General features: G+C 38.4%; 14 protein-coding genes. 2 read left to right on the top strand and 12 right to left on the bottom strand.

Annotation, left to right across the window (positions count from 1 at the left end; all coding sequences use genetic code 11):
- Positions 1-7 precede the first annotated feature (7 nt).
- From RTR43_RS17685 to yfkAB, 9 genes are all read right to left on the bottom strand, one after another.
- A complete protein-coding gene (locus RTR43_RS17685) occupies positions 8-1249 on the bottom strand; it encodes an ATP-binding protein (protein ID WP_312473546.1) in 1242 nt (413 codons plus the stop codon).
- Positions 1250-1463: 214 nt separating this feature from the next.
- Complete coding sequence (gene bcaP, locus RTR43_RS17680; protein ID WP_312473545.1) at positions 1464-2879, bottom strand: branched-chain amino acid transporter BcaP; 1416 nt, start codon at positions 2877-2879, stop codon at positions 1464-1466.
- Between the two features lie 967 nt (positions 2880-3846).
- Entirely contained in the window at positions 3847-4596 is a 750-nt protein-coding gene (locus RTR43_RS17675; protein ID WP_312473544.1) for a C39 family peptidase, read from the bottom strand.
- Positions 4597-4780: 184 nt separating this feature from the next.
- Positions 4781-5227 (bottom strand): threonine/serine exporter family protein, encoded by a 447-nt coding sequence (locus RTR43_RS17670; RefSeq protein ID WP_312473543.1) that lies wholly within the window; start codon positions 5225-5227, stop codon positions 4781-4783.
- Positions 5228-5236: 9 nt separating this feature from the next.
- Positions 5237-6004 (bottom strand): threonine/serine exporter family protein, encoded by a 768-nt coding sequence (locus RTR43_RS17665; protein WP_312473542.1) that lies wholly within the window; start codon positions 6002-6004, stop codon positions 5237-5239.
- A 117-nt stretch (positions 6005-6121) separates the two neighbouring features.
- Positions 6122-6460 carry a YrdB family protein gene (locus tag RTR43_RS17660; protein WP_312473541.1) on the bottom strand — a complete coding sequence of 113 codons (339 nt, stop codon included), beginning with the start codon at positions 6458-6460 and terminating at the stop codon, positions 6122-6124.
- Between the two features lie 40 nt (positions 6461-6500).
- Positions 6501-8231 carry an MFS transporter gene (locus RTR43_RS17655; RefSeq protein WP_312473540.1) on the bottom strand — a complete coding sequence of 577 codons (1731 nt, stop codon included), beginning with the start codon at positions 8229-8231 and terminating at the stop codon, positions 6501-6503.
- A gap of 4 nt (positions 8232-8235) precedes the next feature.
- Positions 8236-8760 (bottom strand): PadR family transcriptional regulator, encoded by a 525-nt coding sequence (locus RTR43_RS17650; protein ID WP_312473539.1) that lies wholly within the window; start codon positions 8758-8760, stop codon positions 8236-8238.
- 429 nt (positions 8761-9189) lie between these two features.
- Entirely contained in the window at positions 9190-10299 is a 1110-nt protein-coding gene (gene yfkAB, locus RTR43_RS17645) for a radical SAM/CxCxxxxC motif protein YfkAB (protein ID WP_312473596.1), read from the bottom strand.
- A gap of 217 nt (positions 10300-10516) precedes the next feature.
- On the opposite strand from yfkAB, the gene RTR43_RS17640 reads away from it, so the two are divergent.
- Positions 10517-11305 (top strand): formate/nitrite transporter family protein, encoded by a 789-nt coding sequence (locus RTR43_RS17640; RefSeq protein WP_312473538.1) that lies wholly within the window; start codon positions 10517-10519, stop codon positions 11303-11305.
- 266 nt (positions 11306-11571) lie between these two features.
- On the opposite strand, the gene RTR43_RS17635 is transcribed toward RTR43_RS17640, so the two are convergent.
- The 3 genes from RTR43_RS17635 to recQ form a co-directional block, all read right to left on the bottom strand.
- A complete protein-coding gene (locus tag RTR43_RS17635; RefSeq protein WP_312473537.1) occupies positions 11572-13227 on the bottom strand; it encodes a hypothetical protein in 1656 nt (551 codons plus the stop codon).
- A gap of 4 nt (positions 13228-13231) precedes the next feature.
- Positions 13232-14017: an ABC transporter ATP-binding protein gene (locus RTR43_RS17630; RefSeq protein WP_312473536.1), complete on the bottom strand. Its 786-nt coding sequence runs from the start codon at positions 14015-14017 to the stop codon at positions 13232-13234.
- A 107-nt stretch (positions 14018-14124) separates the two neighbouring features.
- Complete coding sequence (gene recQ / locus RTR43_RS17625; RefSeq protein ID WP_312473535.1) at positions 14125-16254, bottom strand: DNA helicase RecQ; 2130 nt, start codon at positions 16252-16254, stop codon at positions 14125-14127.
- A gap of 176 nt (positions 16255-16430) precedes the next feature.
- Between recQ and RTR43_RS17620 the strand changes: the two genes are divergently transcribed.
- A complete protein-coding gene (locus RTR43_RS17620; protein ID WP_312473534.1) occupies positions 16431-17075 on the top strand; it encodes an HAD family hydrolase in 645 nt (214 codons plus the stop codon).
- The last annotated feature ends 83 nt before the right edge of the window (positions 17076-17158 follow it).

The raw sequence follows: 17158 nt of genomic DNA, 5'->3' as shown, positions 1-17158 counted from the left end.
TTATTGCTTATATTTTTTGTGTTAATGGTAAGGTAACATGGACTTTTGTTCCTTTTCCAATATTACTATCTATTTTCAACTCACCATTGTGGTCCTTAATAATTTGACTGGTAACCATTAATCCCAGTCCTGTTCCATCTTTTTTTGTAGTAAAAAATGGTTCTACTAGATTGGCGATATTCTCCTCAGAAATCCCATACCCTTCATCCTCGATAGAGATTGATAGTTTGCCCTCTGCTGAAACCTCAACCTTTATCCTTATTTGTCCACCGTTTGGCATTGCTTCGATTGCATTTTTTATCAAGTTAATAAATACTTGCTTTAGTTGTTTTTCTTCGCAATCTATAGGTGGTAATGGACCAGCGATTATGGTTTCGACTGTGACCCCTTCCCGATCAACCTGTTGTTGCGTTATAGAAAGTGTATAGGCAATTATTTCTTCAATACTCGCTTTTTCAAATTTGATATCCCTTGGTTTCCCAAGGTACATCAAATCGTTAACTATGCTATTGATCCGATCAATTTCCTGAATCATGATTGGATAAAAATTATTGCCATTTGGATTTCGCTCCTGCTGTAGCTGTGTAAAACCTTTTAATGAAGAAAGAGGATTACGTATTTCATGGCCAATCGCTGCGGCCATTTGCCCAATAACAACTAGCTTCTCTTTTTGGTGAAGCTCTTCATAGACAGATGTTAAGGAATTAATATACGAGAAAAATCGGGTTAAAAGAATCGATGCAATGGCAGATAAGATGACAGTTATTACTATAGGTGGTAAAACATCCGGATCATGCAGTACAATCCCTAAAAGCATGTACTTTCCAATAATCCCTAATGTAACGGTCCAAAAATATTTTTTATTAACAAATACGGGTGAAAAAAAGACAAATAAAAGCTCGACAATATTCCCTGAAGCAAAAATAGTTGTTGTTCCAAAATATTTAATAATATTATCTATTACATCTATAAAGATAAAGCTAAATAGGATAAAATATTTAACAAAATATGGGTTTCCCTTTTTGATATAATATATTGACACTGGCAATAAGCATAGTATCAAAATATATATCCATATGCCCAAACCACCATTAGGAATTTTACTACCCCCATAATCTGTATATTTAGGCAAAATATTATAAAAATATATATCGTAGGTGAAAAAAAGGACATAAAATAACCATAAAAATAGTTTAATCGCCTTTTTCTCTTCAAAGATTAATTTAGGGCTATTGCTGCTTACTTTCATATTAATTGCTCCCTTGGCCTAGTTCTAATGACGAATTATCTGAAAATATTCACAAAACATCCTCCTACTATCTTATCATTTTTCTTCATAAAAATTGACAATAAAAAAGAAAAACCTGTGATTTTCGACATATTTCGATAAATTCCCACAGAAAAAGACTTGCTTGAGGCAAGTCTTTTACATTTAATGTTAGATATTTTAAACTACACGAGTTTTAGCTAACATTTTTAAACTGATCTAATTGTGTATTCAACGTTGAATGCTTACGGCCATAACCGAAGTACACGAACAGCCCAATTACGAGCCACACTGAAAAGCTAATCCATGATGCAGCCGGGAGCTGTAAAGCTAAATAGCCGCAGAATAAGAAAGCAAGAATCGGAATATATGGGACAAACGGAACTCGAAAGCCTGTTTTTGGTGCTTGATTGTTTTTCCGAAGAAACAAAATTCCGATGGCAACCGTCATGAACGCAAACAGTGTACCAATGTTTACTAGTTCAGCTAACCTACCTAACGGTACTAATCCAGCAAAGATTGAGACTAGCAAACAAGTAATCCACGAGTTTACCATTGGAGTTTGCTTTTCTTTATTTACTTTTGAAAAAACCTTTGGCAATAACCCATCACGGCTAATGGCATAAAAAAGTCTAGTTTGTCCATAAATCATCACAAGTAATACCGTTGTGATACCGGCAATTGCCCCTAGTGAGATTAAACCAGCAACCCAATCCTGATGAATATAGTTAAGGGCGAAGGCTACTGGGTTCTTCACATCAAGCTGTTGGTAAGGAACAATTCCAGTTAAAATACCCGAAACGACAATATATAAGATTGTACACACAAGCAGTGAAGCAATGATGCCGATGGGCATATTTTTTTGCGGGTTCTTTACTTCCTCCGCTGCAGTGGATACGGCATCAAAGCCAATATAAGCAAAGAATACTGTCGCAGCACCGGTTGTCACACCTGAAAAACCAAATGGCATAAAGGGAGTCCAGTTTCCAGGCTTCACATACCAAACACCAACACCGATAAATAATACAACAACGGCCAACTTAATAAGTACCATGATTGTGTTAAACCGTGCTGATTTTTTCACACCTTGGGTTAAAAGGAAGGTAATGATAAAGACAATAATGATGGCCGGAACATCAATGAACGTTCCCTTCGCAGGATCATAGGCGCTTGTTATCGCTTGTGGTAAATGAATACCGAAGCCTGCAAGTAGTCCTTGAAAATAACCTGACCAGCCACTAGCAACAGCAGATGAAGCCAGTCCATATTCGAGAATTAGATCCCATCCCAATATCCAGGCAATCAATTCCCCAAATGTAGCATAACTGTAGGTATAAGCACTTCCCGAAACTGGAACAGTCGAGGCGAATTCAGCGTAACAAAGGGCTGCAAATACACAGGCTAAACCAGATATAATAAAGGATAAAATAAGTGCAGGTCCTGCATGTTCCGCTGCCGCCACTCCGGTGAGAACGAAAATACCCGTTCCAATAATCGCTCCAATACCAAGCATGGATAAATCAAAGGCACCTAACTCTTTCTTCAAGGTAACATCTTTTTGCCCTGCTTCTTGAATGAGTGCCTGAATCGATTTCTTTCTAAATAGGTTCATTGTGTAATCCTCCCTAGAGGTAAAATCAAAATATTCTGAAAATAAAAACTATAAATTCTATATCGAAATAATATAATCATTTTCGAAAAAAAGCAACAATTTTTTCAAAAATAAAATTATTTCAACATATACCCAAACAAATTAGATTCAAAATTAAAGAACTGTTCTAGATACAACGACCTATTTAATTATCATCACCATAATATTATTTTAGAAAAATAATTTCGCTTTTCGAAATGTTATTCAGACTAACCAAAATCATTGGTAACAACGACAAAATCCACAGGTATTTACAATAAATTAACGATCACTCACTACAATTTTGAATCTAAATGGAACTTAAAACATTGGTGCTGCTGAACCTACGAAATATAGACAGCACAAATTAAGCCGAAATAGGTTGGCTTTCTGAAAATTAACTTATCACAAACCAATAAATATTTTCCAAATAATAGTTGACAAAATTTCCAATGTCCTGTAATATAAGTATTTGCTTTACAATATGTAACTTGTAATTAGAGAGATAACGCAATGTAAGAATTTTTTCTGGCATTCTGCTTATGTTTTAAAATAAAAACTTATTCACACTGGATCGGCTTCGGAGCCGTTAGGATGTAAGAGAGGTAGGGCTTACGTCGTTTAGGTATAAAACCATCAGGTGGAAGAATAACCGCGGCAAACTTGTTTTTATAACAATTACAATATATAAGTTTTTACCTTGCGATGGCTGACAGGAATTGTGTAAGCACCCGTGTAGCGACCTACATTAGTCGTTGGGCGCTGAAGCTAGACAGGAATCAATGTTAAAAGGTTACTTCCTTGTCATGTAGCAATCCAACCATTCACAAGTTACTATAAGGATTCTAAAATTGAATCGAGAAGCTAAGAAGGCAGAGGGATATTCATTCCTCTGCCTTCGCCCATTTTTGCCGAAAAAATCTTTTAAATCCCAAAGCGTGTCGTCTTCTTATTTTTTTATTACGATCGCTTGTTTGCCCATTTGCTCCCACGCTTTAATGAAACTTTCCTTGTTCAATTTCTTATTTTTCGTCCCATACGGATCGTTTACATAAATATAGTCTTCATCGTAGCCGGTAATTGCCACACTATGTACACTGAAGGTCACGTCTATTTTTCCTTGTGGGGTATCCCACGTTTGAAAAGCAGAAACAGGAGTATAGCTGGTTGTAGTAATAATCCATACTGGAAGCCCTTGACCCACTTCTTTTAATAAATCGGAAAACGGATGATTCGTTAAATTGACTACTCTATCCCCGACATATTTCTGTGCCAGTGAAAATACTGGACCATTGTAGACACCTAACCCCGGTCCTTGAGCCATATCCCCTACAAAGCCGGCATTTGGATTTCCCTTTTTTCCGTCACTATAGGTTAACGGAACGGTTTTAATATAATTAGCCAACTCGTTCTTTGTTACTTTTACCCCATGGTAGTTGAGAATCATCGCCAAACTGGTAACCTCACAGCCATTGTAAAGCAATGGATCATCCATTTGATTTAGCAACGGAACATCAAGCAATATATGATCAGGCAAACTTGGATTTTCCTTATGTACGATTGATACTTCTCGCGTTTTTAATAGTGCTGCTTTAAACATTTTTAGAGGATTCGATTGATCGACCTTCGACTCTAAAAACAATTTCGCATTAATAACCGTTAATATAAGAATAATGATGATCATTAACAATTTTTTCATTTGAATATATACCTCTTTGTTAAATACTTGAATTTAATGTTCATGAGTAATAATAATCTACCACTTTATTAACCATATCAAAAAATAGCAGCACACGAAAGGTAAACCATTTCCATTTAGATGATAACTGTTTTTCCTTAAGTTTTGCTTAACAAAAAATCCCCTTATCTAAGAGGGGAAATGGTTATGTTCGTACCTTATTTTGTGTAATTTTTCGAATCACTTGATTAATGACCTCTGAAAAGACCAGTCCAAAGGCAATTGCTCCTGCAATCATAAGTACTTTTGCTGCTAGTCCAATTGCAGTATTATAATCGTTCTCTACAAAATTACGCATTGAATCATATGCCAATCCGCCCGGAACAAGCGGAATGATGCCTGCGACACTAAAAATAATCACAGGCGTTTTATAAAATTTCGCTAATTCTTGACTAAGAACCGCAATAAAAACCGTGGCAGACAATGTGGCAAACACGGCATTATTTGTATAGCCTTCGAGAAGATAATAGATTACCCAGCCGCCCATTCCAATCAGCCCACATTTAACCAATGTTTCTTTCGGTGCGTTAAAAATAATTCCAAAGGCACCGGTAGCAAGGAAGCTAGTTATTGCTTGTGCAATAAGAGCCACAATTCCACCTCATTTCCACAAAAATGATACCACGACGGCAATTCCTGCCCCGATTGCAAAGGCCGTTAAAAAGGCTTCCGCACCTTTAGATAACCCTGAGACTAAATGCCCCGCCATTAAATCCCTGATAGCATTAGTCACTAATAGACCAGGAACTAAGGTCATTACCGAACCGATGATAATTTTATCTACTTGATGACCCACTCCCGTTTTTACAAAAATAAACGACAGCAGCCCAATCACAAACGATGCCAAAAACTCCGAGAAAAACTTAATCGGGATAAAGCGATGAAAGTAAACAAAGCTAAGAAAGCCAACTCCTCCGGAAATCATCGCTGGAATAAAATCATTCCATCCGCCTTTAAACATAATCATAAAGCAGCCGCTTGCTAAGGATGCAGCTGCCACTTGAATCCTAAAGGGAAAAGTTAGATTCATGGAATCAATCTCTTTCAATTGCTCCATTGCTTGTTTAAGTTTGATTTCACCGCTGCTGATACTTCTTGATATGCTATTTACCATAGCAACCTTTTTCAAATCAGTTGAGCGCTCCGAAATTCTAATTAGCTTGGTCTTCGTCGGCTCATTACTCTCCGCTGAAAAAATAATTCCAGTCGGTGTAACATAACTATGTGTTTTTTCAATACCATAGGAAGCGGCAATCCGCATCATCGTATCTTCAACCCGATAGGTCTCCCCGCCGCATTGCAGCATAATTTTCCCAGCTAGCAGGCAAATCTCCATGATATCATATGTTTGTTCAACTTGGTTTCCCATCTATACCTCACCACATTAATTCTACATTTGATACTTAGTTTAAATCAAAACAAAGGGGTAAAGCAATTATGAAAAAAATAAACAGCTTCATCCTTAACGGATGCAAGCTGTTTATTTTTATTGCTTCCATACCTTCAATAGCACCAGATTAATAATTGTAATCAGGCCATAAATAAAGGCCAGCCCATGTTTCCCGGTAAAATACAAGGCTATAGCAGGTAATCCAAAAATGATGATTTCTAATAAAAGAAACGGGATTCCACTTAATAAATATGGAGCCTTCGGAGACCCAAACATTCCCCATACGACAGCTGCTAATAAAGGGGTTCCGATACCTAATCCTATCTTCATCATCGTTCCCTGTGAAATGCGAAAACCCCAATATCCGAAAATCACAAGTGCGAGAATTTCTAAAAGAAAGCGAACACCCAAGTTAATCATTTTTATAGCTTCCATTAGCCCCTCATCCTTAATCATTCGTCTATATTTTCTTTATTCATTCTACAACGGAAGTATACACAAAAGGTACACCAGACTTCCTTTTTCTTTCTCTAAAAATGATTCCAGTAAAGCAGCAAATGATTAGAAAGGGAATACTTGCTTTATAGAGGTCAGCAAAACTAGCGGAAATGGTTTTTTCGGCATAGGTTGCGACCTGGTTTCCATAAGTCTTAACCAATTGTCCTTTTTTGGCAATGTCCTCTTGCACTTGCTTTTCAACCTTTTGATGGATTTGTTCTTTGACAGTATCCCTTTGTCCTTCGGGGATAGCGGCAAGTGCTGTTTGAAAGTTTCTATCAATAATTTGCTGGCGTTCGGCATTTGTGATTAGCGGTGAATGAGCATTGGCGGACTGTTTTTCTTTATTTATTGATTTTTTCGTTTCAGCAAGAATTGTCTGTTTTGCAGATTGTGGGACATCCAGCTTCTCAAGCTTTTGGGCGGCGAAATGGATCACCTCTTGTTTTCTATCCTTAATATTATTGGTTAGTCCTGCAACAAAGATGGCAACAGCTAAGACGACACCAACTTGCCTTAACATCGAAAAAACTCCTTGGGAGGCTGTAAGCATCTCCCCTTCAAATGAGGAAGTACTCGCCATCGTAGCCGAAGAAATCACAAAGCTAAAGCCCAAGCCAAGCAAACTGCACAAGAGGATAATTTCTTTTGAAGTACTATGAATATTTAAATTGTGTAACAAGTAATAGGCAATTCCCATAATTCCAAAGCCCATCATAACCGGAATTGTATAGCCAATCTTTCTCGAAAGTAACCCGGCAAAATTGGAAAATATAAAGATAGATGCGGATACCGGTGTAACAAGCAGAGCAGCTTGAAGCTCCGTCTTATGCTGGAAGTTAGTTAAAAACTGAGGGAGCAGGACCATTACACCGATGAGAAAGATAAAACCTGTTGTCACTGTTACAACAGAGCCTGTAAACAAGCGATCTTTAAAGAGACTTAAGTTAACCATTGGCGCTAGAGACTTTTTCTCAGCTACAATAAAGAGAACGATGGAAGCAGCAGTCACAAGATAACAAATAATGGCTTGACTGCTTACCCAGCCCCAGGTATTCCCTTTGATTAACACAAGGTTAAGTGGAAAAATGGCCGATATTGAGAAAAGCAAGCCAAACCAGTCTATTTTTGATTTTACTCGACTTTCTTTCTTGATCGTTAGAATAAGGAAAGCACCGACAATAGCTAGTAAACAAATTGGAACATTGACATAGAAAACCCAATGCCAGCTTAGTTTTTCTGTTATGATTCCTCCAACCGTCGGCCCTAATGCTGTAGCTAAACCTTGTGTTGCACCTAGCAGTGTTAAGGGGATTGTTCTTTTTTCAAGCGGCATCGCGGCAATTCCGATGACCATGCTGCATGGAATTAAAATCGCTGCACCAAAGCTTTGAATGAACCGGGCAGCGATTAAAAAATCCCCGCTGGTCGCCAACCCGCATAGGGCAGACCCTAGGCCAAAAATAAACAATCCAACGATATAAAACTTATGTCTGCCAAACATCTCCGCAAACCTTGCCATCGGAATTGCTAACACGGCAATCGTCATCGTGTATACATTCAACATCCACGAGCTCGTTTCCAATGATGTATGCAGGTTGTCTTGAATGGCTGGCAACGTAATATTCATTATCGTCGAGTCGAGCATACAAACAAAAATCCCTAAGCACATTAACAATACAACTTTCATTCCGCCTATCCCCTTCATTGTATTACCCCTCTGCTTGTTTGTTTAATTTTTCTAATTCGTCATCGATCAACCCTAAGATCATTTTGGCTTGGCGAATGCCAAACTCCAGTGTAAACCTTTTGAATGTTTCCATATTGGGATACGTTTCCGCGACACTTATTAAGTTATCGTACATGGACTGGCTTTTTTCGCGTTCCCCTTCTAACCACTTCACAATATTTTCTTTGGTGGTAAACCGACCAAAAAAGATGCGGATGAGGACATCAGATCTTGTTACGGTTGGGTTAACTGGACTGTATAGATATTGTTGAAATTGCTCTTTTCCACTTTCCGTAATCACAAATAAATTTTTGTTCGGTTTTCCTTCTTGCTGGATGACCTTCTTTTCCACTAGCCCTTCCTTTTCCATCTTTCTTAAAGCGGGGTATATAGCTCCAAAGGAAGCATCAAAAAAGTATGACACGGAGTTCTCCATCATTTGTTTAATATCATAGCCGCTCATCGGCTCCTCATATAAAAAGCCAAGGATTACATCCTGGATATTCATTACATCATCACCTCATATCATTTATGTTTATATTATCATTGTTAATATAAACATTGTCAATATAAATTTGGATATTTTTTTCAGTCTTCCAAATGCGCAATGATGGAGGCAAGAATCCATCTCTTTATTCAGGAAAAAAAAAGACCTATTCACATTGTGAACAGGCTCTCCTTACAGCAGCATGCCAAAATATAAAAAAGATTGCGACACACTTAGCCAGGTTTGAAAAAGTGTGTTGCAATTCTTTAGGTTGATTTGCCACCCTGTTGATTGGAGCGGAGGGCACTCGACTCCTGCGGGACCTCCCCGCGGAAAGCGAGTGCCCAGAGCGGAAATCAACAGGCCAGTTAGCAGGTCCAATCCATTATAAAAAAATTGCCGAGAAATATACACTTTCTCGACAATCTGAGCAGGTGGGCCCTGCTTTTTCTATTTTTTAATCTTGTTTTGTCGTTTGCTAAAATCAACATCTTGATAATAGCTGTTTTTCACTAATATATTCGGTCCCAGACAAGAAACAGCTGGACAGTGACAACTTAATTCTTTTGCTAGCGCTGATGATTGCCAAGTATCATAGGCAGATAAAAGATTGGTAGTTTGAATGTTTCCTAGTGGTGGTGCATCACCGAAATCAGTCACGATAATGTCACCATTAAAAATATTCACATTCAACCGGGAACGCCCATCTGGATCATTTCTTACGGTTACATTTTTACTCTCATAAAGCCGTTTTAACAGGGCTAAGTCTTCTTGTTTACTGTTACAAGGATAGAATGGTAGTGTTCCAAACAGCATCCATACATTTTCATTCCTTATATCCATCAAGTGGTGAATGGCTTCGCGAATTTCCTCTAATGTCAAAACTTCCAAATTGCTGGCAAAGTCGCTAGGATACATCGGGTGAACCTCATGGCGCTGACAATTCATTTCATCCACAATCTGACGGTGAATTTTCTCTAAATGAGGAAATGTTCGTTTGTTTAACATTGTTTCAGCCGACACCATCACCCCTGCTTTAACAAGCTCGCGGCTATTCTCTATCATTCTAGTAAAATATTTTTCTCGTTGTGCGATATCAGGTTTCTTTTCCATTCTGGCAAAGCCACCCTCGACAAAATCATCGACTGTTCCCCAATTGTGTGATATATGTAAAACATCTAAATATGGAACAATTAACTCATAACGAGTTAAATCAAGGGTTAAATTGGAGTTAATCTGCGTCCGAATGCCTCGTTCATGAGCATATTTTAAAATCGGCACTACATAGTTTTTCACGGAGGATAAGGATAGCATTGGTTCTCCTCCGGTAATGCTTAGTGAACGAAGAGTAGGAATTTCTTCTAGTCTTTGTAATAGGAGATGTAGTGGGAGCGCCGTCGGATCCTTAGTCTGCAGCGTATAGCCTACTGCACAATGCTCACAGCGCATATTACAAAGTGTGGTTGTGGTGAATTCAATATTGGTAAGCTTGGACATTCCATATTGCTCAATATCCAAATATGCTTCCCAGGGATCAAATGAAGGGGTGATTTTTTCCATTTTCAACTTCAAAACTCCTTAAACTCAGTAATAAAAACCTTTTTATTATAGCTGATTTAGGAAGTATTCGCTAATTTCAACTGTTATATAAACAACATATGAAAACAACAACATGATTATTCAAAGGGGATAAAGGGAAACTTTCACCTAAGGGTGTTTGTTCATCCCCTACTGATAGTAAGATAATTGATTATACGATGAATGGTGGTTAAACAAGATGGAAATGCAATCCTTAGGTGAAGTAGAAAAATTAGCTGCAAAAAAAGTGAAAATATTTCGGCAAAGCATCCTCCGTTATCTATTACGATCGATGCTTGCGAGTATGTTTATTGGGTTTGGTGTCATTGTCGCATTTAAAACTGGTAATTTCTTTTATCTTGTCCACTCCCCGCTCGCCTATCCGATGGCGGCAATTACCTTTGGGGCTGCCATTATTTTAATCGCTTACGGCGGCGGAGATTTGTTTACCGGAAATACCTTCTATTACACGTATGCCGCCCTTCGTAAGAAATTAACCTGGACCGAGGTTTTTAAGCTATGGGTTACTAGTTATGCAGGGAACATATTAGGGGCTGCAGTCTTTGCTTTTATTATTTTTACAACCGGTCTTTTCGCTGAATCATCCGTTAACGGCTTTTTGTTAAGTGTTGTGGAAAAGAAAATGCAAGTTCCAACGACGGAACTCTTTTTCCGAGCAATCCTTTGTAATTGGCTTGTTTGTATGGCTTTCTTTCTTCCTATGGGATTAAAAGGAGATGGCCCAAAAATGTTTGCGATGATGTTGTTTGTGTTTTGTTTCTTTATTTCCGGGTATGAGCACAGCATCGCAAATATGTGTACCTTCGCCATCGCCTTAGTCTTAAACCATCCTGGAACGATTTCCTGGGGTGGCGTGATCCATAACCTTATCCCTGTTACGATTGGCAACCTGATTGGTGGCTCAGTTTTTATGGGAATGATGTACTATTATGTAAATAAGCCGTTTTTGGAGGACGATCATGAATAACAATTTTTAACACAAACAAAACGCATGGTTAAGTTTTCCCATGCGTTTTGTTCTTTGTAATTGTAACATCTGTGTCGAAATGCTATCTCTCAATATTTATTACGAGGTTATCGACAAATTCCCTGGGAAATATCAACAAATCCAGCAGAATATCGACAAATACTATGAATATCCTAAAAATAAAAATATTTCAGATGTGTGATGCCCTACCACGCGTTCCATCTAAATAGCAGTCACATTGAGATTTTCACCGAATAAGAGCCATCCTAATATTCCATTTCATTATTTTTATAATTCCACACCGTCTTATAGGCCAGTTTCCAAGCAAAAATGGTAGCGACAAGAACCAGGACTAAATAAATGGTCACTCCATATGGAATAAACGTGACTGCAAAATGGATCCCTGTGAAAACGGCGATGCAAAGTGAGGCAAGGAGTACTTTTAGTCCCCCACTCTGCTGGGCATCCTCAAATGATTCAGAAAATGGCAATGTCCCTTTAAGATAGTTCGAGCAAATAACGGTGTAAAGAATGGCAGTCACAAAAACAACCAATAGATCGTCGATAATTTTTATCCCGAAGATACCGACAAAGATCATGCTTAAGATGAGATAGACAGGTAAAAAAAGGTTAACAATAAATACCTTTAACACAGCACTATAAACCGGTGCTAAGTTTTGTATTGGCGAGGTTTTATATATCCAAGCCCCTTTATATTTCCCGGAGTATTTCAGCATCGTAATCGCATTCGGAATCATCAAACTACTAAAATATATCGCTAGATACCATTTGCTCGAAACCATATGAGCATAGGAATTCATTTGAATAGCGTTAAACATAAAGACAAACGGAAAAACTAGCGACAATCCTAGAGCAGGATAAACCTTTAACCGGAATTCTCTTTCGTTTCGCATCATGTTATCAGCGAAGCGAAAGAATACCTTTTCCTCGTTACTTCGGCAAATAACACTAGTGAGCCAGGATTTCCACTTACGGTCCTTACGTTTGCTTTTCCCGCTATTATTCGTTAGTTTTTGCAGGTTTCTTTCAAATGAAGGCATCATTCGAATATAGACCAAAGTGGCAATGACTGGGACAATCAATGCTAATAGTGAAAAGTTCACTAGATACACGCTTGTATTGTGACCTAAAAATAGTTCAAATGGCGCACCAAACCAAATGGGTGGAATAAAGAATTGCCACCAGCTTGGAGAAAAAGTAATGTTCATATCGACAAAACTAAAGGCTCTCCCCAAAATCTGATAACCGATTGCGATTGAAACGGATAGACCAATTTGGACATAGTTGATAATATCCTTCAGTTTTTCACCGTCAAAGTAACGAAGGATGAAAAAATAAATAAGCGCCGTTACAACAACAATAAATAAATTGACAAAAATAAGACTTAACAATGCTAGAACTAAGAATAAAATGCCATGTTTAAGGGTCCCTGCAATAATCGGAACTCCAGAAATAGCCGCAGTAAGAAAAAATAAATAAATTGAAATATGAACCGTCTTTGCTACACTGATTGTTTTTTTATCAACGGGCTTTGTCTGAAGTATTCCCTTATCTTTGATATCGAGAAGAACATTGGAAAAGTCGGAAATCATGGACGTCATCACCATAAACATCACAATTCCAAAAAAGATACTCATCTGATATAGATAGTTCTCACCAAAGATCACTATCGGGATAAGAAACAAACTGATCAATACATACATTCCTAACGACTTGATAAACCCATTTTCTTCTGGTTTCTTCTTTTTCTTGCCCTGCTGATTAAATATTGTTGGGGTTCTCCGCCCATCCATCGTAAGTTTAACCGCTAAAATTTTTCTCATCACGGCGTAATTGATGCCGAAGCTCTCAAAAAGTCGACGAAATAGATCTAGGAATCGAAGCGTTTGAAAGTTTTTCATCCATTTATACCTCTTGAACAATGGCGACGAATTCCTCTGCCAGCGCCTTATATTCATCAAAACCAGTTAGCTGATTAAAGATTTGTTCCAATGTACCTTCTTTATTTTGCTCCTTCAACTCATTGAAGCTGCCGTCGGCGACAATTTTTCCATCATTGATTAAGATGATCCGATTACTAATTTTCTCGACGACGTCCATGATATGTGAAGAATAGAATATCGTTTTTCCCTGCGCAGCGAGAACAGCTAGGATTTCTTTAAAGACCATGACACTATTGGCATCAAGTCCGCTCAACGGCTCATCTAAAAATAACAGGTCTGGGTTATGTAATAAACTGGAGATAATGAGGACTTTTTGCCGCATCCCTTTGGAATACGAAGCGATTCGCGAGTGGTACACCTCTTCTAAGCCAAAAACTTTCATCAGCCTTTGAGCCTTTTCATCCGCCTCTTGAAGGTCAAGTCCATACAATTCCCCAATAAAGGTTAAATACTCCATTGCGGTGAGATTATCATAGAGTTCGGCAATTTCCGGTACATAGCCGATTTTTCTTTTATAGTCGATATTCTTTTCAGTGACTTCCTCGCCAAAAATCTCAACCTTGCCGGAATAGTCCCCCTCAAGCCCAAGCAAAATTTTAATCGTTGTACTTTTACCGGCACCATTCGGTCCAATATAACCGATTATTTGTCCGCGATGGACCGTCAAATCAATCCCTTTTAATACATTTTTGGTCCCGTAATTCTTTTTTAAATCCCGTAGACATAGAACTACCTCTTTGATGACCATCACCTTCTATCTTATTTGATAGTTTAATATTAGCATATTTTACCTAGATTACTAATAAAAGTATGTCGATAAAAATGGCTAGACGTTTTGTCCAGCCATTTTCCGCTTTATTTATTTTTACTCAAATAATACAGATAAACTTTAACAATAAAATAGCTGACTTCCTCTGGAAGAAGTTCCTTAATTGGTTTTAAGCGTTCACGCCCAGCTTCTTCCACCGCCTTTTCTAAAAGAGGAATATACTCACTTGGAACAAGGCTAGAGAAGTTGACATCTAATCCTTGCTGGGCACATTGGAGCAAATGGCTTTCCACGGTGCTGATAGCGAGTTCACGTTGTTCAGCAATTTCCTTTATAGATAAGTGCTTTTGATGGAAGACAAATGTCTCCAAATGGGAATCAGTTACCGCTTTTTTGGCTGTCTTTTTCGGTATTGCCGGTTCTATTTGGATTTCGCTCTGATAATCTGGGTGACCTTCTAAAAAAGCACGGATAGCTTGAATAAATTCAAGTCCATATTTATTCAGCTTATGTTCCCCAACACCGCTGACCTGTAAAAACTCTTCATTTGTTTTCGGCTGCTTGGCACACATATCCTTAAGCGCCGCATCAGAGAAAATTACAAATGGTGGCACTTTTTCTGTTTCTGCAATCCGCTTCCGCACTTCTCTTAATTCTTCAAACAATGGATCATTCTTCGAAACCTGTTTAACCTGGACTGTCTCTCTACGAAAGACTTGCTCCTTGCCAAGTAAAATATCTTTTCCTTTTTGGGAAACATAAAGAGTAGGAAACTGCCCCTGTTCAATCGCGATTAACTCCTGAGAAATTAAAAATTCAATAAAATCACTGACCTCCTTCGCCCCTTGGTCCTTCATGATTCCATAGGTTGAAAGCCGATCAAATCCTAGCTCGGTTACTTTTTTATTTTTTGAGCCGGTCAGCACCTGGGCTATGAGTGTTTTTCCAAATCTCTGTCCCATCCTAATGACACAGGACATTGTCATTTGTGCTTCCTTTGTTACATCAATCCTTGTCCTGGAATCCGTGCAATTTCCACATCTTTCACAAGGCTCAGTTTCTTCTTCACCAAAATAGTTTAAAATAAATTCCTGTAGACAGTTTTCCGTATGGCAATAATCCACCATCTGCTGCAGTTTTTCCAACTCTTGTGTGATCCGGCTTCTATCTATCGATTGATCAATTAAGAAACGTTGAATTTGCACATCTTGAGGGGAATAAAGCAGAATGCATTCACTTTTTAGTCCATCACGACCGGCACGGCCGGCTTCCTGGTAATAGCTCTCCATATTTTTCGGTAGTTGGTAGTGAAGAACATAGCGGATATTGGATTTATCAATCCCCATCCCGAAGGCAGAGGTTGCGACCATGACTGAAGCTTTATCTTCTAAAAATCGTTCCTGCTCACGAGCACGGTCCACATCCCCCATCCCCGCATGATACCTAGCAACATTGATGTTTTCCTTCCGGAGCCTTTCATAGAGCTGGTCAACGTTTTTCCTAGTTGCCGCGTAAATAATCCCTGCTTCTTTGTCATTCTTTTTAAGATAATCTTGAAGATACTTCACCCGGTCCTGTCCTTTAATGACTGAAAAAGAAAGGTTTTCCCGTTCAAATCCAGTGATAATCGTATTTCTTTCATCAATATTTAGCAGATGACAAATATCCTCACGGACTCTTGGCGTCGCGGTCGCCGTTAGAGCAAGCACATTCGGCCTTTGCGGCAAGCTATCGATCATTTGTTGGATATGGCGATAACTTGGACGGAAATCATGGCCCCATTGTGAAATACAATGAGCTTCATCGACAGCGACTAAGGGGATTTCCATCTGATTAAGATCTTCAAGAAAGTCGTACGATTCCAAACGTTCCGGTGCAATGTAGAGTAATTTATATTTTCCCCGCTTTGCCTCACGCATCCTTTCAGTTGCCTCATTAAAATTTAGGGAGCTATTGATAAATGTCGCTGGGATACCAATTTGAGTGAGGGCATCTACTTGGTCCTTCATTAATGAGATGAGAGGGGATATGACAATTGTGGTACCTGGAAGGATAAGGGCTGGAATTTGATAGCAAATCGATTTTCCGCCGCCAGTCGGCATGACACAAATGGTATTTTGGCCAGCTACTACCGAATGGATGGCCTGCTCTTGGCCCTTCCGGAAGACACTATAGCCAAAATAGGATTCTAGTAAGGGGAGTGCTTTTTCAAACAAGATGGTTTCTCCTTTCAATTTAGGGATAAATGTATGTAATTGTGCTAAGATAGCTTTAGTAAACTTAACTATATTATACCTCGATTTTTTAGGTTTTGTTAAAGATTATTGTGTTGTAACTCTTATTATTAAAGATACCTCTGAAAGATTAAGAGTGTTATAGAATGGAGGAAAATATGACAATTAAAGCAGTGATTTTTGATTTTGATGGAACCATTATTGATACGGAGACGATTTGGTTTGAAGTTTATCAGGAAATCCTGAAAGAAACATATGAAATTGAATTGCCGCTTGAGGAATTTGCAAAATGTATCGGAACCACAGATGAAGGTTTTTTTCAATACATTGAAAACCAAACCAGCAGGAAGATTGATAAACAAGAAATAGAGAATTTAGCAACTGATCGCTTTTTAGCAAAAAAGGGAATCTTAGAGGTTCGTGAAGGAGTAAAAGAAAAACTAGATGAAGCTATGGAACTTGGATATAAGATTGGACTTGCTTCTAGCTCATCTAGGGAATGGGTGGAAGGATTCCTTAGACAATTTGATCTTTGGGATTATTTCTCGGTGATAAAAACAAAAGAAGATGTAGCTAAAGTTAAACCCGATCCCGCACTTTATATACAGGCTTTAGCAGAATTACAAGTGGAACCACAAGAGGCATTGGCAATTGAAGATTCGCTTAATGGAGCACTTGCAGCAATTGAGGCTGGGATGGAATGCATTGTTATCCCCAATCAGGTTACATCCTTTTTAAACTTTCATGAAAAGGCTGTTCGTTCTGAATCATTTTTTGATTTTAGCTTTAAAAAAAGCAAATAAGGAACAAGAGGCGCAAGCGTCCGTTTAGCGGCGTATGGACTGGAGCGCTTCGACTGAGATAAATGTAAACTCGCCGACTGGCA

Source organism: Neobacillus sp. (genome assembly GCF_031988165.1).
In the GTDB taxonomy this organism is placed as follows: domain Bacteria; phylum Bacillota; class Bacilli; order Bacillales; family Cytobacillaceae; genus Neobacillus; species Neobacillus rhizosphaerae.
This window is presented reverse-complemented; position numbering and strand designations above follow the sequence as displayed.

What these genes read in the sequence shown, in the direction of transcription:
- RTR43_RS17685 (WP_312473546.1), bottom strand. Translation starts at nt 1,249, where the DNA reads ATGAAAGTAAGCAGCAATAGCCCTAAATTAATCTTTGAAGAGAAAAAG.
- bcaP (WP_312473545.1), bottom strand. Translation starts at nt 2,879, where the DNA reads ATGAACCTATTTAGAAAGAAATCGATTCAGGCACTCATTCAAGAAGCA.
- RTR43_RS17675 (WP_312473544.1), bottom strand. Translation starts at nt 4,596, where the DNA reads ATGAAAAAATTGTTAATGATCATCATTATTCTTATATTAACGGTTATT.
- RTR43_RS17665 (WP_312473542.1), bottom strand. Translation starts at nt 6,004, where the DNA reads ATGGGAAACCAAGTTGAACAAACATATGATATCATGGAGATTTGCCTG.
- RTR43_RS17660 (WP_312473541.1), bottom strand. Translation starts at nt 6,460, where the DNA reads ATGGAAGCTATAAAAATGATTAACTTGGGTGTTCGCTTTCTTTTAGAA.
- RTR43_RS17655 (WP_312473540.1), bottom strand. Translation starts at nt 8,231, where the DNA reads ATGAAGGGGATAGGCGGAATGAAAGTTGTATTGTTAATGTGCTTAGGG.
- RTR43_RS17650 (WP_312473539.1), bottom strand. Translation starts at nt 8,760, where the DNA reads ATGAATATCCAGGATGTAATCCTTGGCTTTTTATATGAGGAGCCGATG.
- yfkAB (WP_312473596.1), bottom strand. Translation starts at nt 10,299, where the DNA reads ATGGAAAAAATCACCCCTTCATTTGATCCCTGGGAAGCATATTTGGAT.
- RTR43_RS17640 (WP_312473538.1), top strand. Translation starts at nt 10,517, where the DNA reads ATGGAAATGCAATCCTTAGGTGAAGTAGAAAAATTAGCTGCAAAAAAA.
- RTR43_RS17635 (WP_312473537.1), bottom strand. Translation starts at nt 13,227, where the DNA reads ATGAAAAACTTTCAAACGCTTCGATTCCTAGATCTATTTCGTCGACTT.
- RTR43_RS17630 (WP_312473536.1), bottom strand. Translation starts at nt 14,017, where the DNA reads ATGGTCATCAAAGAGGTAGTTCTATGTCTACGGGATTTAAAAAAGAAT.
- RTR43_RS17620 (WP_312473534.1), top strand. Translation starts at nt 16,431, where the DNA reads ATGACAATTAAAGCAGTGATTTTTGATTTTGATGGAACCATTATTGAT.